This window comes from Micromonospora sp. NPDC005553, from assembly GCF_042871765.1.
Lineage (GTDB): Bacteria > Actinomycetota > Actinomycetes > Mycobacteriales > Micromonosporaceae > Micromonospora.
This window is the reverse complement of sequence record NZ_JBIAJD010000002.1, coordinates 191,978-210,296: the sequence shown is the minus strand read 5'-3', so window position 1 is coordinate 210,296 and position 18,319 is coordinate 191,978. Positions and strand designations below refer to the sequence as shown.

The 18,319-nt window shown below is 72.5% G+C and carries 20 protein-coding genes; 10 read left to right on the top strand and 10 right to left on the bottom strand.

Translation table 11 applies throughout. The features are described 5' to 3' along the window. Complete coding sequence (locus ACFYPG_RS08275) at positions 1-1,476, top strand: leucyl aminopeptidase family protein (protein ID WP_387351831.1); 1,476 nt, start codon at positions 1-3, stop codon at positions 1,474-1,476. A gap of 54 nt (positions 1,477-1,530) precedes the next feature. Here ACFYPG_RS08275 and ACFYPG_RS08270 read toward each other — a convergent pair whose 3' ends face one another. Beyond that, the gene (locus tag ACFYPG_RS08270) at positions 1,531-2,100 is read right to left on the bottom strand and encodes an O-methyltransferase (RefSeq protein ID WP_238683858.1); all 570 of its coding nucleotides are present in this window, start codon (positions 2,098-2,100) and stop codon (positions 1,531-1,533) included. A gap of 317 nt (positions 2,101-2,417) precedes the next feature. Here ACFYPG_RS08270 and ACFYPG_RS08265 point away from each other — a divergent pair, with 317 nt between their 5' ends. Further along, a complete protein-coding gene (locus tag ACFYPG_RS08265; RefSeq protein ID WP_387351092.1) occupies positions 2,418-3,872 on the top strand; it encodes a trypsin-like peptidase domain-containing protein in 1,455 nt (484 codons plus the stop codon). A 97-nt stretch (positions 3,873-3,969) separates the two neighbouring features. Then, on the top strand, positions 3,970-4,395 hold the full coding sequence (locus ACFYPG_RS08260) for a preprotein translocase subunit TatB (RefSeq protein WP_355005095.1): 426 nt from the start codon (positions 3,970-3,972) through the stop codon (positions 4,393-4,395). A 210-nt stretch (positions 4,396-4,605) separates the two neighbouring features. On the opposite strand, the gene ACFYPG_RS08255 is transcribed toward ACFYPG_RS08260, so the two are convergent. The 3 genes from ACFYPG_RS08255 to ACFYPG_RS08245 all read right to left on the bottom strand — a co-directional run bounded on the left by ACFYPG_RS08255 (position 4,606) and on the right by ACFYPG_RS08245 (position 7,760). Then, positions 4,606-5,754, bottom strand: coding sequence for an Mrp/NBP35 family ATP-binding protein (locus ACFYPG_RS08255; RefSeq protein WP_357195513.1), 1,149 nt, complete (start codon positions 5,752-5,754; stop codon positions 4,606-4,608). A gap of 76 nt (positions 5,755-5,830) precedes the next feature. Continuing rightward, positions 5,831-6,481, bottom strand: coding sequence for a DUF1003 domain-containing protein (locus ACFYPG_RS08250; RefSeq protein WP_355005097.1), 651 nt, complete (start codon positions 6,479-6,481; stop codon positions 5,831-5,833). After that, positions 6,474-7,760, bottom strand: coding sequence for a magnesium transporter MgtE N-terminal domain-containing protein (locus tag ACFYPG_RS08245; RefSeq protein WP_355005098.1), 1,287 nt, complete (start codon positions 7,758-7,760; stop codon positions 6,474-6,476). The genes ACFYPG_RS08250 and ACFYPG_RS08245 overlap by 8 nt, the downstream gene beginning before the upstream one ends. A 33-nt stretch (positions 7,761-7,793) precedes the next feature. Between ACFYPG_RS08245 and ACFYPG_RS08240 the strand changes: the two genes are divergently transcribed. Together ACFYPG_RS08240 and ACFYPG_RS08235 are read left to right on the top strand one after the other, a co-directional pair. Further along, the gene (locus ACFYPG_RS08240) at positions 7,794-8,663 is read left to right on the top strand and encodes a PhzF family phenazine biosynthesis protein (RefSeq protein ID WP_355005099.1); all 870 of its coding nucleotides are present in this window, start codon (positions 7,794-7,796) and stop codon (positions 8,661-8,663) included. Positions 8,664-8,675: 12 nt separating this feature from the next. Beyond that, positions 8,676-9,206, top strand: coding sequence for a hypothetical protein (locus ACFYPG_RS08235; RefSeq protein ID WP_355005100.1), 531 nt, complete (start codon positions 8,676-8,678; stop codon positions 9,204-9,206). Between the two features lie 8 nt (positions 9,207-9,214). On the opposite strand, the gene ACFYPG_RS08230 is transcribed toward ACFYPG_RS08235, so the two are convergent. Continuing rightward, positions 9,215-9,934, bottom strand: coding sequence for an HAD family hydrolase (locus tag ACFYPG_RS08230; protein WP_355005101.1), 720 nt, complete (start codon positions 9,932-9,934; stop codon positions 9,215-9,217). Positions 9,935-10,040: 106 nt separating this feature from the next. Here ACFYPG_RS08230 and ACFYPG_RS08225 point away from each other — a divergent pair, with 106 nt between their 5' ends. Then, a complete protein-coding gene (locus ACFYPG_RS08225) occupies positions 10,041-10,997 on the top strand; it encodes a DMT family transporter (RefSeq protein ID WP_355005102.1) in 957 nt (318 codons plus the stop codon). Positions 10,998-11,004: 7 nt separating this feature from the next. Here the strand turns inward: ACFYPG_RS08225 and ACFYPG_RS08220 are convergent, their stop codons facing one another. Continuing rightward, positions 11,005-11,649, bottom strand: a complete 645-nt coding sequence (locus ACFYPG_RS08220; RefSeq protein WP_387351087.1) for a hypothetical protein — start codon at positions 11,647-11,649, stop codon at positions 11,005-11,007. 237 nt (positions 11,650-11,886) lie between these two features. Here ACFYPG_RS08220 and ACFYPG_RS08215 point away from each other — a divergent pair, with 237 nt between their 5' ends. Both ACFYPG_RS08215 and ACFYPG_RS08210 read left to right on the top strand, forming a co-directional pair. Then, positions 11,887-12,411, top strand: a complete 525-nt coding sequence (locus ACFYPG_RS08215) for a SigE family RNA polymerase sigma factor (protein WP_355005104.1) — start codon at positions 11,887-11,889, stop codon at positions 12,409-12,411. Then, positions 12,408-13,796, top strand: a complete 1,389-nt coding sequence (locus ACFYPG_RS08210; protein WP_387351085.1) for a hypothetical protein — start codon at positions 12,408-12,410, stop codon at positions 13,794-13,796. Before ACFYPG_RS08215 ends, ACFYPG_RS08210 begins: the two co-directional genes overlap by 4 nt. Here the strand turns inward: ACFYPG_RS08210 and ACFYPG_RS08205 are convergent. After that, entirely contained in the window at positions 13,793-14,086 is a 294-nt protein-coding gene (locus tag ACFYPG_RS08205; protein ID WP_387351084.1) for a hypothetical protein, read from the bottom strand. The genes ACFYPG_RS08210 and ACFYPG_RS08205 overlap by 4 nt on opposite strands. Next, entirely contained in the window at positions 14,079-14,903 is an 825-nt protein-coding gene (locus tag ACFYPG_RS08200) for an SDR family NAD(P)-dependent oxidoreductase (RefSeq protein ID WP_387351830.1), read from the bottom strand. Before ACFYPG_RS08200 ends, ACFYPG_RS08205 begins: the two co-directional genes overlap by 8 nt. 128 nt (positions 14,904-15,031) lie before the next feature. Here ACFYPG_RS08200 and ACFYPG_RS08195 point away from each other — a divergent pair, with 128 nt between their 5' ends. Beyond that, positions 15,032-15,988, top strand: a complete 957-nt coding sequence (locus ACFYPG_RS08195; protein ID WP_355005107.1) for a CoA ester lyase — start codon at positions 15,032-15,034, stop codon at positions 15,986-15,988. Positions 15,989-16,063: 75 nt separating this feature from the next. Here ACFYPG_RS08195 and ACFYPG_RS08190 read toward each other — a convergent pair whose 3' ends face one another. Further along, positions 16,064-16,612, bottom strand: a complete 549-nt coding sequence (locus ACFYPG_RS08190; protein ID WP_387351082.1) for a DUF4190 domain-containing protein — start codon at positions 16,610-16,612, stop codon at positions 16,064-16,066. 118 nt (positions 16,613-16,730) lie between these two features. On the opposite strand from ACFYPG_RS08190, the gene ACFYPG_RS08185 reads away from it, so the two are divergent. Then, positions 16,731-17,636 (top strand): SDR family NAD(P)-dependent oxidoreductase, encoded by a 906-nt coding sequence (locus tag ACFYPG_RS08185; RefSeq protein ID WP_355005109.1) that lies wholly within the window; start codon positions 16,731-16,733, stop codon positions 17,634-17,636. 26 nt (positions 17,637-17,662) lie between these two features. On the opposite strand, the gene ACFYPG_RS08180 is transcribed toward ACFYPG_RS08185, so the two are convergent. Further along, positions 17,663-18,202, bottom strand: a complete 540-nt coding sequence (locus ACFYPG_RS08180) for a DUF4190 domain-containing protein (RefSeq protein WP_357195478.1) — start codon at positions 18,200-18,202, stop codon at positions 17,663-17,665. Positions 18,203-18,319: the final 117 nt, after the last annotated feature.

Below are 18,319 nucleotides of genomic sequence, written 5' to 3'. Positions count from 1 at the left end.
GTGCTCGCCATTCGTCTGATCGCCGAGCCCGACCGGCTCGACGTCCTCGTTCTGCCCGTCCGCTCCGCCGATTCGACGGCGGAAGGTGACACCTCGGCCGAGCCGGTACCGACCGCCGTGGCGGGCCCGGACGGCACGGCTGACGAGGCGACAGCGCTGGTGTCAGCGGCCCGGCTGACCGGCCGAGCCGGCGAGATCCACACCCAGCTGCGCCCCGGGCGTACCCCCGGCCGGCTGCTACTGCTCGGCATCGGCGACGGCGACGAGGCGGCCTGGCGGGCGGCCGGCGCGGCCCTGGCCCGCTCAGCCTCAGCTGAGACGCATATCACCATCGCGCTGCCGGCCGAGGTGACAGCGGCCGCGGTTCGCGGGTTGACCGAGGGGCTGCTGCTCGCCCCGTACCGCTTCCGGCTCACCGAGGCCGGCGACCGACCGGCGCTCACCGGCGTCGACCTGCTGCTCGACGACCCCACCGGGTACGAGGACACCGTCGCCACGGCCCGAACCACGGCCGCGATGACGCATCTCGCCCGGGACCTGACCAACACCCCCTCCTCGGTGAAGACCCCGCAGTGGTTCGCCGACCAGGTGGCCACCGCCGCAGCCGACCTTCCGGACCTGCGGCTGCGGGTCCGTGGCCCGGCCGAGCTGACCACCGAGGGCTTCGGCGGGATCCTCGCCGTGGGCGGTGGCTCCGCCAGCGGACCTCGGCTGGTCGAGCTGGACTGGCACCCCGCCAACGCGCGCACCCACGTGGTGCTGATCGGCAAGGGCATCACCTTCGACACCGGCGGCATCTCGATCAAGCCGGTGGCGTCGATGAAGCTGATGCGCAAGGACATGGCCGGAGCGGCTGCGGTCGTCGCCGCCACCGTGGGCGCCGCCGCGCTGCGGCTGCCGGTCCGCATCACCACGTTGACCCCGCTGGCCGAGAACATGGTCAGCGGCTCGGCGTTCCGCCCCGGCGACGTGATCCGGCACTACGGCGGTACGACCAGCGAGACGACCAACTCCGACGCCGAGGGTCGTCTGGTCCTCGCCGACGCGCTGGCGTACGCGGTGCAGCAGCTCAAGCCGGACCTGCTGCTCGACCTGGCCACGCTCACCGGCGCGAACTCGGTGGCGCTGGGCAAGCGCACCGCCGCCCTGTACAGCGAGAACGACGAACTGGCCGCCAGCGTGCTGGCGGCGGCCGAGGCGGCCGGCGAGTCGGCGTGGCGGATGCCGCTGCACACCGACTACGTCGAGTACCTCGGCAGCGAGATCGCCGACCTCTACAGCGCGCCCACGCAGGGTGCCGGCTCGGTGCTGGCCGCGCTCTACCTGCGCGAGTTCACCGGTGACCTACGAGACCGCTGGCTGCACCTGGACATGTCCGCCCCGTCCTGGGCCGACGGAGACCAGGCCGAGGTCAGCCGCGGCGCCACCGGTTGGGGCGTCCGCTCGCTGCTGCGCTGGCTCGCCGACGTCAACTAGGGAGTGGGTCAGAGCCTCGGCTTGATCGGGGCTCTGACCCGTCCTGGGCTCGAATCAGCACTTCACCGCGGCGAGCAGCCCGTGCCCGACCGGAAGCAGCGCGGGGATCCAGTGCTCCGACTCCCGGACCGCTTTGATCGTTTCGCGAACCGTCACCGTCTCCGCGTCCCGGGCGGACGGGTCTCCGATCCGGCCGCTGGCCAGCACACCGTTGAGCGCCAGCACGCCCCCCGGGCGCAACAGCCGCAGCGCCGCCTCCACGCAGGCGTGGAAGCCGGTCGCCTCCGCGTCCACGAAGACCAGGTCGTACGCACCGTCGGCGAGCCTGGGCAGCACGTCGAGCGCCCGACCGGTGATGATCCGGGTACGCCCGGCCGCGAAACCCGCCTCGGCGAAGATCCGCCGGGCGATCCGCTGGTGCTCCACCTCCACGTCGATGGTGGTGAGCACGCCGTCGACGCGCATGCCGCGCAGCAACCAGACACCGCTGACCCCGGTGCCGGTGCCGATCTCCACCACCGCACGGGCGTTGCCGGCGGCGGCCAGCAGCCGCAGCGCCGCCCCCGCGCCGGGCGTGACCGCGTCGAGGCCGACCTCCCGGGCCAGGCTGCGGGCGGTACGCAGAACGAGATCCTCGGTGACGTACGACTCGGCGAAATGCTGGGCCTGTGTCGTCGAACTGCCGGAACCGGCGACCGTGGCGATGGGGCACCTCCGGGGGCGGTGCGTGGTGCGGGGGCGGGTTGGCACTGTGAGCGTAGAGGCGACAGTCGTGGGGCGCGCAGCCGCGCCTCCGCCGGGAGCGATCACCGGGGGCAACCGCTGACTGCGCCGCGTCCATCCGTGCAATCCTGGAGGCGGTATCCCGTCAGCCGCGACCAGACTGGCCCGTGGCCGGGCGACGCGGCACGGGATCCGGGGACGGACTGGGAGGCACCGACGTGACCGACGGCTGGGACTGGCGCCGGGGCGGTGAGACTCCGGCTCCGGCGCGACCGCCCGGGGCAGGAGCCCCGTCGGTGGGGCCGCCGACCATGCCGGGGGCTGACCGCCCGCCCCTCGCCCCGCCAGGCAGCGGGCCGGCACCGGGCTGGCCGGCGTCTTCCGGCGGCCCGACACCGGCCTGGCCGGCGTCTTCCGGCGGACCGACACCGGCCTGGCCGGCGTCGGCTTCGGGCGGGCCAGGCTCTGCCGATGCGTCGGCCTGGTGGTCGGACGCGCTTGCCGACCCCTGGCGCGACCCGGCGGCCCCGACCGCTGTGGTGGTGCCCGGGGTGGTGGCTCTCGGCGCCGAGCCGGAGCCGGTCACCGACCCTGATGCGCCGGGCCGGCCGACACTGCGCCACCTGTTGCTCATTCCCGTGATCACCGCGCTGCTGGCCGGCACCCTCGGCGGTGCGTTGGGCTACGCGTTCGCGGTGCGCGGCGGCGCTGGTGCGGCGGTCCTCGGCGGTGCGCCCGCAGAGGTGCCAGCGTTGGCGCAGCGCAAACCGGAGTCGCTGGCCGGGGTCGCCGAACGGGTCCTGCCCAGCGTGGTCACCGTACGGGTGAGCAGCCTCGGCGGGACCAGTGAGGGCTCGGGTTTCATCGCCACCACCGACGGCCATGTGATCACCAACGACCATGTGGTGGCCGGCGGCACCGGCAAGGCCTCGGTGGTCTTCAACGACGGCAGCACCGCACCGGCGACCATCGTCGGCCAGGACGCGGAGTCGGACATCGCAGTGATCAAGGTGAGTCGTCCCGGGTTGCGACCCGTGGAGTTCGGCGACTCCGACGCGCTGGCGGTCGGCGACCCCGTGCTCGCCATCGGCTCGCCGTTGTCGCTGGCCAACACGGTCACCGCAGGCATCGTGAGTGCGCTGGACCGGACGATGCAGGCCGGCGAGCCGGGCGGCCCGGTGCGTTACTACGCGGCCATCCAGACCGACGCCGCCGTCAACCACGGCAACTCGGGCGGCCCACTCGTCGACGGCGCGGGCCGGGTGGTCGGAGTGAACTCCACAATCAAGTCACTGGTCGCCGAGGGGCAGGAGGCCGGCAACATCGGGCTCGCCTTCGCCATTCCGATCAACCAGGCCAAGCGGGTGACCCAGGACATCATCGGCACCGGCAAGGCCCGGCGTACGGTGATCGGCGCGCGGGCGGACGGCCCGACCGGGGTCGTCGGGGGCGGCCTGCGGCTGGCCGAGGTGGAGCCGTCCGGCCCTGCGGACGGCGCCGGACTGAAGGTCGGTGACGTGATCCTCAAGATCAACGGGCGGCCGATGACCGAGCCGACGGATCTGACCGCGCTGGTCCGCAAGTTCGCGCCGGGTTCGATCGTGACCGTCGAGTATCGGCGGGGCTCCGCCCGGCAGAACACCTCGGTAACTCTCGCCGCGGACGCGAAGTGACTCGGCGCGGAAGCGAAGTGAACAGCGGCGCACCCCTTGCCCGAAAGCCGTCCGTCGTGCGTAGTCTTGCTGCTGACGCCGAGAGGAGGCCCGCGGGATGCTCGACAACCTGAACTGGTGGGAGATCGGTGCGCTGCTGCTCCTGGCGCTGTTGATCTTCGGTGACCGGCTTCCCGCCGTGATCACCGACGGCCTGCGGTTGGTGCGAAACCTGCGCAACATGGCCCGCAACGCCACCGGTGACCTGAGCCGTGAGCTGGGCACCGACATTCAGTTGGAAGACCTGCACCCGAAGGCGTTCATCCGTAAGCACCTCCTCAGCGAGGAGGACGAGGCGGCGATCCGCAAGCCGTTGCAGGGCGTCTACGACAACCTGCGCGCGGACGTCAGCGGCGTGCACAACGACCTGAAGGACGTGGCCAACGCCGCCGACCTGCGGTCGAACGGCAATTCGCCCGCCAGCACGGCCACCAGCACTTCCTCGGCCCCGGCCCCTCGGGCCAGCTACGACGACGCCACCTGACCGACCCGCCCCCCCCGGGGCCCGCGCTTTGCCTTGATCAACTCGATTTTCAGGAAGTCGGCCCGTCAAACGGCGCGGGATGCCCCGACTTCCAGAAACCCGAGTGGACCATGGCGGCCAGCGCTCGGCCAGCACCTGGCTGGATCACCCACCGACGCGAATCAGCCCGCCGGCCGACAGTGGCCGACGGGCTGACGGTGTTCCGGGTGGTCAGCGACCGGCGGGCTTGAGACCGAGCGGCTTGCCGAGCAGTGATTCGCGGCGCAGGGCGAGCCGGTCGGCGACCGTGCCGAGCGCCTGAGCGGCCGGGGACTCCGGCTCGGCCAGCACGATCGGGTTGCCGGCGTCGCCGGCCTCGCGGACCCGGGTGTCCAGTGGGATCTGACCGAGCAGCGGCACCTGCGCGCCGATGGTCCGGCTCAGCGACTGGGCCACCGCCTCACCACCGCCGGCGCCGAAGATCTCCATCCGGGAGCCGTCCGGCAGCTCCAGCCAGGACATGTTCTCGATGACGCCGACCACCCGCTGGTGGGTCTGCAGGGCGATCGCCCCGGCCCGCTCCGCGACCTCGGCGGCGGCGGTCTGCGGGGTGGTGACGATCAGGATCTCCGAGTTGGGCAGCAACTGGGCCAGCGAGATGGCCACGTCACCGGTGCCCGGCGGCAGGTCGAGCAGGAGCACGTCCAGGTCGCCCCAGTAGACGTCGGCCAGGAACTGCTGCAACGCCCGGTGCAGCATCGGGCCGCGCCACACGACTGCGGCGTTGCCGGACGTGAACATGCCGATCGAGATCACCTTCACGCCGTGCGACTGCGGCGGCATGATCATGTCTTCGACCCGGGTGGGCCGCGCCTCGGTGCCGAGCATCCGAGGCACCGAGTGGCCGTAGATGTCGGCGTCGACGACCCCGACGGAGAGCCCACGGGCGGCGAGCGCCGCCGCCAGGTTGACGGTGACGCTGGACTTGCCGACGCCACCCTTGCCGCTGGCCACCGCGTACACGCGGGTGCGCGAGCCGGGCTGGGCGAACGGGATGACGGGCTCCTCGGTGGCGCCGCCGCCGCGCAGCTGCGACTGCAACGACTGCCGCTGCTCGGGGGTCATCACCCCGAAGTCGATCTCAACACCGGTGACTCCGGGCACCGAGGCGACGGCGGCGGTGATGTCCGTACGCAGCTTGTCCTTCAGCGGGCAGCCGGCGACGGTGAGCAGCAGCTCGACGCGGACCACACCGCTGGCACCGATCGTGGCGGAGCGGACCATGCCCAGCTCGGTGATGGGCCGGCGGATCTCCGGGTCGTTGACGGTGGCCAGGGCGGCCTGGATCGCGTCCTCGACGGTGCTCACGGGTGCTGACATGCCCGCAATGCTACGTCGCGGGGCATCCGTTGCCGCCGCTGCCCAGGGCGGTGTGAGCCAATCGATGACCCGTCGGTCAGCCCTCGGACCGGCGCGGGCCGGTGCCGTCCGGCCGGGCGTTGCGGGTGAAGTCGCCGTCCAGGTCGTCGCGGGGTTCTTCCAGGCCGACGCCGTCGGTCGGCCGCTGGCCACGTCGCTCCTGCCGGTTGTCCTTCTCCTGCTGGCGGCGCTCCAGCCGCTGCCGGCGTTGCCCCACCTCGTCCAGTTCCTCGGCCAGCCGGGTCAGCTCGGAGCGGAGGAAGTCGCGGGTGGCGACCTCGCCGAGCGCGATCCGCAGGGCCGCGATCTCCCGGGCCAGGTACTCGGTGTCCGCCTTCTGCGCGGTGGCTCGCCGCCGGTCCTCCTCCAAGGCCACCCGGTCCCGGTCGGCCTGCCGGTTCTGGGCCAGCAGGATCAGCGGGGCCGCGTAGCTGGCCTGCAACGACAGCACCAGGGTCAGGAACGTGAAGGTGTACGGGTCGAAGCGCAGGTTCGCCGGGGCAAGGGTGTTCCAGACGAACCAGATCGCGATCACCACAGTCATGACGACGATGAAGTTCGCGGTGCCCATGCCGCGGGCGATGCCCTCGGACCACCTGCCGAACGCCTCCGCGTCGAACCGGGGCAGCTTGATGCCCCGGGGCTCGCGCGGCTGGTCGAGGCGCTCCGTCCGACGCTGGTCAGCCATCCGTGCCGTCCAGCGCGGGGTCGGTGGTGCCCGGGGCGACGAGGGCGTCGCGGTCCCGCCAGTCCCGGGGCAGCGAGTGGTCCAGCACGTCGTCCACCGTCACGGCACCGACCAGCCGGTTGTTGCGGTCGATCACCGGCATGGCGACCAGGTCGTAGGTGGCCATCCGGCGGGTGATCTCCGGCAGCGGCGTGGTGGGGCGCAGCGGGTCGATGTCGTTGACCACCACCTTGCCCAGCAGGTCGGCCGGGGGTTCGCGCAGCAGCGCCTGGAAGTGCACCATGCCCAGGTACCGGCCGGTCGGCGTGTTCTGCGGTGCCCGGGTCACGAAGACCTGCGCGGCCACGGCGGGGGAGAGCTGTGGCTCCCGGATCCGGGCCAGCGCCTCGGCGACTGTGGCGTCCGGCGGCAGGATGACCGGCTCGGAGGTCATCACACTGCCCGCCGTGCCGGGGGTGTACTTGAGCAGTTGGCGTACCGGGTCGGCCTCGTCCGGCTCCATCAGGTCCAGCAGCACGTCCTGCTCGGGTGGGGGCAGTTCGTTGAGCAGGTCCGCGGCGTCGTCCGGGTCCATCTCCTCCAGGACGTCGGCGGCCCGCTCCCGGTCGAGGGCGGCGAGGATCTCCACCTGGTCGTGCTCCGGCAGCTCGCTGAGCACGTCGGCCAGTCGTTCGTCGTCCAGCGCGGCGGCGACCTCGTTGCGTCGCGCGTCGGGCAGATCCTGCAACGCGTTCGCCAGGTCGGCGGGGCGCATGTCCTCCAGGACGGCGAGCAGGTTCGCCGTACCCCGGTTGTCGGCGATGCCGCTGAGCCCGCGCACCCGGTCCCACTCGACCTGGTGCAGGTGGCCGCGGCGGCTGAGCCGGCCGGTCTGCTCGCGGACGGCGACACGGGTCAGCGACCACTCGCCACCCCGGGTGCACTCCATCGCGACGTCCACGACGGCGCCGGGCTGGCCGCCGGGGTCGAGTTGCACCCGCCGGTCGAGCAGTTCCTGGAGCACCAGCAGCTCGTTCGGACGCTTCTCGAACCGGCGCAGGTTGAGGGTGCCGGAGCCGAGCACGACGGCGTCCGCGTCGATGGAGGTGATCCGGTTGATGGACAGGAAGATCCGACGACGCATCGGCATCTCGGCGACGAGGCCCACCACCTCCGGCGGACGCTTCGTCGCCCGCAGCCGTGCCACGGCGTCACGAACCCGGCCCACCTGATCGCCGTTCGGGTCGAAGACGGCGACTCCGGCGAGACGGGCGATGTAGACCCGGGTCGGCGTACTCACGGGCACCAGCCTAAGCGCCTAGTGTTTATCAACATGTCGACCTTGGCCTACGAGATCGTGGACGTCTTCACCGATCGCCCCTTCGCCGGTAACCCGCTGGCTGTGGTGTTCGGTGCGGAGGCGCTGGCCACCGAGCAGATGCAGGCGCTCGCGTTGGAGTTCAACCTGTCCGAGACGGTGTTCGTGCTGCCGCCGACCCAGGTCGGCGTCACCTACCGGGCCAGGATCTTCACCCCGGTGGAGGAGTTGCCGTTCGCCGGGCACCCCAGTGTCGGCGCGGCGGTCACCGCCTGCCGGCGGGGCATGTTCGGTGTGGGGCAGGTCACCCAGGAGTGCCGGGCCGGTGTGCTGCCGATCGAGGTGACCGCGTCCGGGGCGACGCTGACCGGTGGCGCCCCGACGCTCGGGCCGGAGCTGGACCCGGAGCCGTTGCTGGAGATCGCCGGCCTGGTCGCCGAGGACCACATTGGGCCCGCCCCACGGGTCGCCGGCTGCGGGCTGGAGTTCCCGTTTCTGCCGGTACGGCCGGAGTCGGTGGCCCGCGCGCAGGTGAATGCCGCGGCGGCGCAGCGGTACGGGGTTTCGCACGTCAGCGTCTTCTCCTGGGACGCGGCCGCGCAAACCGCGCACGCCCGGGTCTTCGTGCCGGGAATCGGCGTTCCGGAGGACCCGGCGACCGGTTCGGCGGCCCTCGGCCTCGGTGTCTGGCTGGTCGCGAGCGGTCTGCTGCCCGGTGAGGGTCGGTCCGAGTACGCCGTCAGTCAGGGCGTGGAGATGAACCGTCCGTCCGCGTTGGCCTGCACGGTCACCGCGGCGAACGGGGCGGCGGTCGGCGCGACCGTCGCCGGCCAGGTGGTGCCGGTGGCCCGCGGCGAGATCGCCGTGCCGCCGTTCGTGGGCTGAGCGGAGGCGCCGATGCGGGAGGATGCGGGTGTGACGGACGAGACCGCCCCCGGGGGCACCCCACTGGTCGACGAGGCGATGAAGAAGGCCGCCGTGGCCTGGGTCAGCGTTGCGGGTGGGCCGGCGCTTGCGCTCTGGTGCGCCCCGCTGGAGGGCGCGCTGCTGGTGGTCAGTGGGCCGGGCGAGCAGGCCGCACCGGGTCTGGCCGACGCGACGGAGGCCCAGGTCACCCTGCGCGGCGACCACGGCGGCCGGATCGTCACCTGGCCGGCCCGAGTGAGCCGGTTGCAGCCGGGCACCGAGGCGTGGGACGTCACCGCGCCGCTGGTGGCGGCGAAGCGCCTCAACGCGCCCGGTCCGACCGCTGACCTGGTGGCCCGGTGGGCCGCCGACGGATGCGCGGTGAACCGCCTCGCCCCGGCCGGTACGCCGCTGGCCGGAGCGGAGTTGCCGGCCGACGCGCAGGCCGAGCCGCCCCGGGCGAGTCCGGCGGTCCGGGCCACCCGCAAGCCGTTCCGCCTGCACCGGGTCCGCCGCCGCTGATTGGTCGATCAGCCCGTCCGACCGCCGACGCCCGCGACCGCGGCGTCGGCGTCGACGAGGGCGAGCACCTCGCCCAGGGTGCCGAGGGCGGGGCCGCACCAGTCCCGGTCGGCGTTGAAGACCATGTGCGTGGCCAGATCCGGTGCGGCGAGCCGGACGGCGGTCATCCCGGCCCGCTCGGCGCCGGTCAACTCCTGGCTGCCGCCGTCACCGACGTAGAGGCAGTCGCTTGGCGCGAGCCCGAGCCGCTGGCAGGCCGTCAGGTAGAGCGTCGGATCCGGCTTGCACCGCCCGACCTGCACCGAGAAGACCCGTACGTCGAGCAGGGGGGCGACCGCGAGCTGCGGCAGGAAGGCCGGCAGTTCGTGCGTACAGTCGCTGATCACGCCGGTGCGCAGGCCGCGCTGACGCAGAGCGGCCAGCACCGGCACCGCGTCGGACCGCAGCCAGGTGTCGGCGCGGACCGCCCGGTGCCGGGACGCCACCGCTGCCCGTACCGCATGGTCGCTGGGGTGTACGCCGGCCTGGGCGCACACCCAGCGCAGTGTCGCCTCCGCGTCGCCGAGCCGGCCGCTGGCCCGCTCGTAGTAGGTGCGGTTCAGCACCTCGGTCAGGACCTCGGTGGGACATCCGAGCAGCTCGGCGGTGCCGACGTGCGCGACACCGCGTTGTACCGAACGGGTCAGGGTGCCGAAGAAGTCGAACAGCACCGCCTGGTAGCTGGGCATGGGAGAGCGCCTCCGGGCGGTCGAGGGTCGCCGGCGCGGAACCGCGTGATCGTAACGGAGTGATGACCCTCCGTGCTGACCGTCATACGTGTGAGGATTACGTCCCGTGCCCCCACCTTCACCCCGACCGTCCCTGGATCCGCTGACCACCGGCGCGGTCGGGCTGGCAGTGGTCGCCGTGTCGTCGTCCGCGCCGCTGATCGCGTACGCCGCCGCTCCGGCGCTGGCCATCGCGTTCTGGCGCAACCTGCTCGCGGTGGCCGTCCTGAGCCCCTTCGCGCTGGTCCGACGCCGCGCCGAGTTCCGCAGGCTGACAGTGGGCGCGGGCCGGCGGGAGGGCCTGTTCTGCGTTCTGTCCGGGGTCGCCCTCGCCGGGCACTTCGCGACCTGGGTGCCGAGCGCCCAGCTCACCTCGGTCGCCACGTCCACCGCCCTGGTCGCCACCCAGCCGGTCTGGCAGGGGCTGATCGCCCGCGCCCAGGGGCGTCCGCTGCCCCGGGTGGTGTGGACCGGCATCGCGGTGGCGGTCGGCGGCGCGGCGGTCGCCACCGGGGTGGACGTCGGGGTCTCCGGCCGGGCCGTCCTCGGTGACGTGCTGGCGCTGATCGGCGCCCTGTTCGCCGCCGTCTACACCGCCTTCGGGGAACGGGCCCGGGTCAGCATCAGCACCACCACCTACACCACCATCTGCTACGGGATCTGCTCGCTGATCCTGCTGGCCCTGTGCCTGGTCGGCGGCGTGCGGCTGACCGGCTTCGACGGGCGTACCTGGCTGGCCATCCTGGCCCTGGTGGCCGGCGCCCAACTGCTCGGGCACTCGATGTTCAACTACGCCCTGCAGAAGATCCCGGCGACAACTGTGAGCGTGCTGATCCTGCTGGAGGCACCCGGCGCGGCAGTGCTCGGCTGGGCCTGGCTGGGGCAGGTGCCCCGCCCGTACGCGCTGCTCGGCATGGCGATGCTGCTGGCCGGCGTGGCGGTGGTGGTGCTGGGCGGCGCCCGCGCCGGCCGCCGTGCGGCCGAACCCACAGCCCTGCCCGCCGACCCGACGCCACTGTCCTGACGGAGATTCACAGGTACGCGGCGAAGTGGTCCGCCACCAGGTCGGTCAGTCCGTCGCCGTCCAGGCTGCCGTCGACCCGGATCACGCGGACCTTCAGTCGCTCGGCCTGCACGATCGCATCCGCCGCCACCAACTCGTCGCGTTCCCACCGGTGACGGTTCGCAAGAACCGGGTCGCTCGCCCCGGCTACCGCAGCGCTGGCCCGGGGCAGTCGGGTGATCTGGTGGGCGCGGAACCCGGGGGTGGGCACCAGCACCACCATCTGCCGTACCGACTCCACCAGCGGCGCGACCAGTTCCGCTCGCAGTCCCCAACCCTCGGCCACCACCCGCCGTCCGCAGACCAGTGCGCTGAGGTCGTCGAGCACCCATTCGAAGCGACGGGGGAAGCCGGCCAGTGTCTCGGCCGCCATCCGCGCCGGATCGGTGTGCACCCAGGCGGCGTCCGGGTCGGGGTCAGCCGGCGGGTCACCACGTCGGACGCGGTCGGCCACGCGTCGGTCGTCGTGGCCGCGAGCGTCGTGCCGGTCGTAGAGGTACGCGGTCAGCCCGTGCCGCAGCGCCAGGTTGACGGCGACAGTGGACTTACCGGCCCACTGTCCGCCACCGATCCACAGGGCCCGTCGCGCGGTGGCTGTCGCATCGAAATCCATGGACTTACCCTGACCGCCGACCGGGCCAAGATCAAGTCTTGTTATCGCGGGTCGAGGATGATGAAGTGAAGGTGGAAGGCACCTCCCGCACCTCGACGCCCCCTGGTGGTCGGCGCGGAGTCGCCGAGAGCGGCGAGCAGCCTGCCCGGTTCCCCGTCGGCGAGGAACACAACATCAACGCTGGTTCCCTCCGCGGAGGGCCCGCCCGGCGTCTGTCCGGGTGAGGAGGGCGATCCGTTGACGACTGAGGACCGTACCCGGGACGGCTTCGCCGACTTCGTCCGGGCCGAGACCGCCGGGCTGACCCGGCTCGCGTACCTGCTGACCGGTGACCGGCATCATGCCGAGGACCTGGTCCAGGTGGCACTCGCTCGGGTCGCGGTGCGGTGGGAGCGGATCGTCGACCCGCGCGCCTACCTGCGCCGGGTGCTCTGCACGCAGGCGGCCAGTTGGTGGCGCTGGCGGCGGGCCCGCCCACCGGAGCGGCTGGACGGGGCGTTGCCGGAACGACCCGGACCGGGTGACGACACCGATCTGCGGCTGGTGCTGTCGGCGGCGCTGGCCCGGTTGACCGCGCGGCAGCGCGCGGTCCTCGTGCTGCGCTACTACGAGGACCGCACCGAGACGGAGACGGCGCAACTCCTCGGCTGCCGGGTCGGCACCGTGAAGAGTCAGACCCGCCACGCCCTCAATCGACTCCGTGTCCTCGCCCCCGAGTTGGCCGAACTCGTCGGCCGTGACCCGCAGGAGGTGGCCCGGTGACCACTCGGCTCTCCGAAGCGCTGCGTCGCCTCGCGGACGACGTGCCGCCCGCGCGCGTACCGGAGGGGCTCTTCGACGCGGCGCGGACCCGGCACCGTCGTCGCCGGGCCGTCGTCGCCGGCGCGCTCGCCGTCCTGGTCCTGCTCCTGGGCACTGGGTACGCGCTGCATCCAGTCGCACTGCCGCTGCCCGCCAGCCCTCGGCACGACGCCCCGGGCCTGCCCACCCGGCTCGTCGACCCGCCGCTGCGGACCGCCTCGGTGGGGGCGTCGGCGCCGGGTGCCGCCGCGATGCTCTTCGGCGGTCCCGCCGTGCGCACCAACTGGCTCGAGACCCGGATGGCTGTGGTGGCCGCCGACGAAGACCGATACCGCGTGCTGAACGGCGATCCGGCCGTCGCGGGTTTTGAAGCGATGCTCTCCCCGGACGGCCGGTATGTCTGGATGGGCGCGTCGCTGCTCGATCTGACGTCCGGAAGGACCACCACGGACCGCCCGGACGGCTATCCACTCGCCTTCGCGCCCAACGGGAAACGCCTGGTGTACGCCGACGACGACACCACGTTCACGTCCCCGAACACCTACTCCACCCCGTACGTGGGGGTCTACGACCGGGATCGCGGAACCGACGTGCTGCGGGTGCGGGTCGGCACCACCTGGGTTCCGCCAGGGCGCACTGCCGCGCTGTCGCCGGACGGCGGCGACCTCGCCCTTCAGCTCCGCGACGAGGTCTGGTTGGCCCGGGTGGACGACGCGGGCGCGGATCGGGTGGCCGAGCCGTACCGGAGGCTGCCGTTGGCGGGCGGGCGGCTCGCCGGGGCCGGGTCCTGGCTGCCGGACGGCCGTTCGGTTGCTGTCCTCGGCCGGTCCACCTGTACCGACTGCCCGGTTCCGTCCTACCGACGCACCTGGACGCTGGTCCCCCGGTCCACAGTAGACGGCACCCCGCTGGCCGGCGCGGCGTTCCCGCCGCTGCGCTCCCGCTCGTTCGTGCAACTGCTCGGCTGGCGCTCGGCGGACGAGGCGGTCGCGTTGGTCGGCGTACCGGGCCCGGCGGCGGTGGACAGCCCGGAGGAGCACGACGTCGCCTGGGGGCCCTATCACGAGGTCGGCACGGAGGCGGTGGAACTCGTGGTGCTACGTCGGGGGGCGACCGCGCCGGAGGTGCTCTTCCGGACGCCGGAGGGCATCACCGACCTGTCGGTCGCCGCCGACCTCGCGATCGACGGGGCGGTACGCGAATCCGGCCGCCCCCACTACGGGCCACCGCCGTTCTGGGCGCTCGCTGTGGGGTTCATCCTGGCGGTGCTGGTCGCGCTGCCTGTGCTGTCCTGGCTGCGACGCCGGCGCGCTCGACGGTCAGACCGACTCCTCCGCGGCGGCTAACCTCCGTGCACCTCGATGACCCGGGTCGTCGGGGCGGCCTCGCCGAGGGCGGCACGCAGGGCCGCCCGGTCCGGGTCGGCGAGGAACGACTCGTAGCCGGCCCGTCCGGCGAACCGGATCACGTGCACCTCGGTCCGCCCGTCGGTGCCGTGCAGTCGCCGTTCCAACCGGCCGCCGTGCCGTTCCAGCAGGGCCAGCACGGCGTCCTCGTAGCGCTGCCCGGCGGCCTCCGCCCCGACGGCGAACTCGACGATCGCGACGAGTGTCAGCTCATCGGCCCGGTCAGTCATCGAGACCGACCGCCTTGACGCTCGCCGCCCACAGCCGGGCGGCGAGCTGCGGATCGGCTGCCTTCCGGAGCGGTCGACGCGGGCGTCGGTCGACGTAGTACCCCCCGTTGATCAGCCGGGAACGCTCCTGTCCGGCCAACCACACCAGGGTCTCGGCGCCCTTCTCCGGGCTGCGGAACGGCATGAGGCGCATGCCGACCGCGACGATCCTGCTGTCGTTGGCAAACCGGGTACGGACCACCCCGGGGTGGAAGCTGTACGCGGTCGTGTCCGGCCAGCGCCGGGCCGCCTCGGCGGTGAACAAGATGTTCGCCTGTTTGCTGGTGCCGTACGCGCCCAGCGGCCAGTAACTGTTCAGTGGCTTGTTCAGGTCGTCCGGGTCCAGGGCGCCGAAGCGGTGCGCGCCGGAGGCGGTCACCACGACCCGGCCCACCCGGTCGGCCAGCAGGTTGGTCAGCAGAAACGGGGCCAGGTGGTTGGCCTGGATCGACATCTCGAAGCCGTCGACGGTTTTCAGTGGTTGCAGCGCGATCGCGCCGGCGTTGTTGGCGAGCACGTCGATCCGGTCGTACGCCGCCCGGAGCTGCTCGGCCAGTCGGCGTACGTCGTCGAGGATCGCGAAGTCGGCCCGGAACAGCTCCGGACGTTCGCCGGAGGTCTCCCGTACCCGTTCGGCCGCGGCCTGCAGGCGGGCCGGGTCCCGCCCGACCAGCACCACCTGGTCGCCCCGGCAGGCCAGGTACACGGCAGCGGCGAGCCCGATGCCGGAGCTGGCCCCGGTCACCACCACCAGTCGGCGCCCAGTGAGATCTTCCACAGGTCCATTCACCCCGGTCATGGCGCGAGGTTACCGTGGCGTCACAACGCCCTTTGGGATCGTTAAGGTCCCGGATCTGTCGTCAGGTGGCGTCGGCATGCCCGCCGGACGCTGGAAGGAGCGCATCCATGGCCGCAGTCGGTCGCCCCCGCAGGTCCTGCCTCGCCGTGCCGGGTTCCAGCGTGAAGATGCTCGGCAAGGCCCAGGGCCTCCCGGCCGACCAGGTCTTCCTCGACCTGGAGGACGCCGTCGCCCCACTGGCCAAGCCGGACGCGCGCAAGAACATCGTGGCCGTCCTCAACGAGGGCGACTGGGCCGGCAAGACCCGGGTGGTCCGGGTCAACGACCTGACCACCCCGTGGACCTACCGGGACGTCATCGAGGTCGTCGAGGGCGCCGGCGCCAACCTGGACTGCATCATGCTGCCGAAGGTGCAGACCGCCGCCCAGGTGCAGTGGCTGGACCTGACGCTCACCCAGATCGAGAAGACGATCGGCCTGGAGGTCGGCCGGATCGGCATCGAGGCGCAGATCGAGAACGCCGCCGGTCTGGTCAACGTGGACGCGATCGCCGCCGCCTCGCCGCGCGTGGAGACCATCATCTTCGGCCCGGCCGACTTCATGGCGTCGATCAACATGAAGTCGATGGTGGTCGGCGGCCTGATCCCGGACTACCCGGGCGACCCGTACCACTACATCCTCATGCGGATCCTGATGGCCGCGCGGATGCACGACAAGCAGGCCATCGACGGCCCGTTCCTGCAGATCCGCGACGTCGACGCGTTCCGCGAGGTGGCCAAGCGCTCGGCCGCGCTGGGCTTCGACGGCAAGTGGGTGCTGCACCCGGGCCAGATCGACGCCGCCAACGAGGTCTACCAGCCGGCACAGGCCGACTACGACCACGCCGAGTTGATCCTCGACGCGTACGAGCACTACACCTCGGAGGCCGGCGGCCGGCTCGGCGCCGTGATGCTCGGCGACGAGATGATCGACGAAGCGTCCCGCAAGATGGCGCTGGTGGTCGCCGCGAAGGGCCGGGCCGCCGGGATGAGCCGTACCTCGTCGTTCACCCCACCGGAGCAGTGACCGGCCGGGCCGGGACGACCGCCGCCGGCTGTCGAACCGGCCCGACAGTCGCCGGTACGCCGGCCCGACCGCTGGTCAGTAGCTGCTGCTGTCGTTGTTCGTCACGATCGCGTAGACGATCGCGGCAACGTAGAAGAGGATCACCAACACCAGGAACCCGGTGAGGATCCAGCCGACGATGATGGCTGCCTTCGCCATCCCCGCACCGCCCTCGCCGCTCTGCCGGATCTGCTTCTGCGCGACGTGCCCGAGGATCGCGCCGATCGGCGCGGTGATGCAGGACGTGAAACCGATCAGGGCCAGCACGAACGCCGCGATGGCCATCCCGTTGGTCTTCGGCGGCTGCGGGTAGCCGTAGCCGGGGTACTGCGGCGGGTAACCGGGCGCGTATCCGGGCATCGGCTGGGTCGCCGGCTGCTTCGCGCCGGCGTACGGGTCGACCGGGGCGTACGGGTCCGGGGCGTACGGGCTGGTCGCGTACGGGCTGGGGGCGTACGGGTCGACCGGGCCAGCTTGCGTGGGCACCGGCTGACCGGCCACCAGGGTCGGATCCGGTGCGGGGCTCGACGGCTGGGCCGACCACGTGGGGTCGCTCCAGTTGCCGGGCGGCGGGGGATTGGTCATACGAACTCTCCGTCAGGTTGGGGTGCGCAGACAGGGTAGCCAGCGCTGCCCAAACCCGACGCCCCCGCTTCCGGGTGCCGCGTTGCTCGGGCCGGTCGTAACGGGCAGGATCCCTGCCATGGCATACGACGCGCGCGCCGCGGACCGCTCCGGCAGTCGACCCCGACGGGACGTCAGCCGCCCGGGTGCGGCCCGGCGCGCCCGGACGGCCCCCCCGGCGAACAACCCCGGCCCCGACGAGCCGGTCGCGCTCACCGACCCGGTCACCATGCGCCTCGACGGGCGGGTCGCCCTGGTCACCGGGGCGGGCAGCCCGGACGGCATCGGGTACGCCACCGCCCGCCGACTCGTCGACCTGGGCGCGCGGGTGGCCATCGTCTCCACCACCCGACGCATCCACGAGCGGGCGACCGAGCTGGGAGTGACCGGTTTCGTCGCCGACCTGACCGACGAGTCCGAGGTCGGGGCGTTGGCCGATGCCGTCGCCGAGCAGTTGGGCGACGTCGAGGTGCTGGTCAACAACGCCGGCCTGGCCAGTCGCGCCAGCCAGGGGGTGCTGCGGCCGGTAGCGCAGCTGACCTACGACGAGTGGCGCGGCGAGATCGACCGCAACCTCTCCACAGCGTTCCTGTGCAGCCGGGCGTTCATCGGGGGGATGGCCGAGCGGGGTTGGGGTCGGATCGTCAACCTGGCGGCCACGGCCGGCCCGGTCAACGCCCTGCCCACCGAGGCCGCGTACGCCGCGGCCAAGGCCGGGGTCGTCGGGCTGACCCGGGCCCTGGCCATGGAGATGATCGCCGACGGGGTGACCGTCAACGCGGTGGCGCCCGGCACCATCTACACCGCGGCGTCCACCATGGCCGAGATCAAGCAGGGGCTGGGCACCCCGGTGGGGCGGCCGGGCACGCCGGACGAGGTCGCCGCGGCGATCAGCTTCCTCTGCTCGCCGGCCGCCTCGTACATCACCGGGCAGATGCTCGTGGTGGACGGCGGCAACAGCGTCCGCGAGGCCCGCTTCCGCTGACCGCGACGGGCCACACCGGCCGTTCGTCAGTAGCTGCCACTGTCGCCGGAGTTGCTGAAGGCCACCAGCGCCAGCCAGCCACAGCAGGCCAGCACTGTGAGCCCGGTAAAGACGTAGCCCAGGATCAGCCCCCAGGTCGCGAGCTGGTCGCCCTCCTCGCCGCTGGTACGGATCTGCCGCTTGGCCACGTGACCGAGGACGGCGCCGGCCGGCGGAAAGACGAAGGCGAACACCAGCGACAGGATCGCCAGCACGTTCGTGCCCCGACCCGGCCCGGCCGGCGGTGGGCCGTACTGGCCGTAGGGGCCCTGCGGGGGGTACGGCGGTTGCTGACTCCAGTGCGCCGACTGCTGTGGCCCCTGGTGGCCGTACGGCGACGGCTCGCCCTCCGGCGGTCCGTACGGTGAGCGTTCCGCTGGCAGCTCGTACGCCGGCTGGTCCGGCTGCGGCGCGTACGGTGACTGGCCGGCCGGCGGTGGCGCGTACGGCGACTGGTCCTTCGGTGGCTCGTAGGGTGACGGCGGCGGCTCGTCCTCGGGCGGTCCCGACGGCGGTGGGTAGCTCACAGCTGTCCTCCTCCTGCCGGTGCCGGAAAAGTCCCTCTTGCCGGACGCTACCCGCAGCGGTGAACCTTTTCACAGCGGTTGTGTGGACTGGTCACCTTGGCCTCCTCGACCCGAGGG

What these genes read in the sequence shown, in the direction of transcription:
- ACFYPG_RS08255 (WP_357195513.1), bottom strand. Translation starts at nt 5,754, where the DNA reads ATGTCAGCACCCGTGAGCACCGTCGAGGACGCGATCCAGGCCGCCCTG.
- ACFYPG_RS08195 (WP_355005107.1), top strand. Translation starts at nt 15,032, where the DNA reads ATGGCCGCAGTCGGTCGCCCCCGCAGGTCCTGCCTCGCCGTGCCGGGT.
- ACFYPG_RS08190 (WP_387351082.1), bottom strand. Translation starts at nt 16,612, where the DNA reads ATGACCAATCCCCCGCCGCCCGGCAACTGGAGCGACCCCACGTGGTCG.
- ACFYPG_RS08220 (WP_387351087.1), bottom strand. Translation starts at nt 11,649, where the DNA reads ATGGATTTCGATGCGACAGCCACCGCGCGACGGGCCCTGTGGATCGGT.
- ACFYPG_RS08185 (WP_355005109.1), top strand. Translation starts at nt 16,731, where the DNA reads ATGGCATACGACGCGCGCGCCGCGGACCGCTCCGGCAGTCGACCCCGA.
- ACFYPG_RS08235 (WP_355005100.1), top strand. Translation starts at nt 8,676, where the DNA reads ATGCGGGAGGATGCGGGTGTGACGGACGAGACCGCCCCCGGGGGCACC.
- ACFYPG_RS08260 (WP_355005095.1), top strand. Translation starts at nt 3,970, where the DNA reads ATGCTCGACAACCTGAACTGGTGGGAGATCGGTGCGCTGCTGCTCCTG.
- ACFYPG_RS08205 (WP_387351084.1), bottom strand. Translation starts at nt 14,086, where the DNA reads ATGACTGACCGGGCCGATGAGCTGACACTCGTCGCGATCGTCGAGTTC.
- ACFYPG_RS08240 (WP_355005099.1), top strand. Translation starts at nt 7,794, where the DNA reads ATGTCGACCTTGGCCTACGAGATCGTGGACGTCTTCACCGATCGCCCC.
- ACFYPG_RS08250 (WP_355005097.1), bottom strand. Translation starts at nt 6,481, where the DNA reads ATGGCTGACCAGCGTCGGACGGAGCGCCTCGACCAGCCGCGCGAGCCC.
- ACFYPG_RS08230 (WP_355005101.1), bottom strand. Translation starts at nt 9,934, where the DNA reads ATGCCCAGCTACCAGGCGGTGCTGTTCGACTTCTTCGGCACCCTGACC.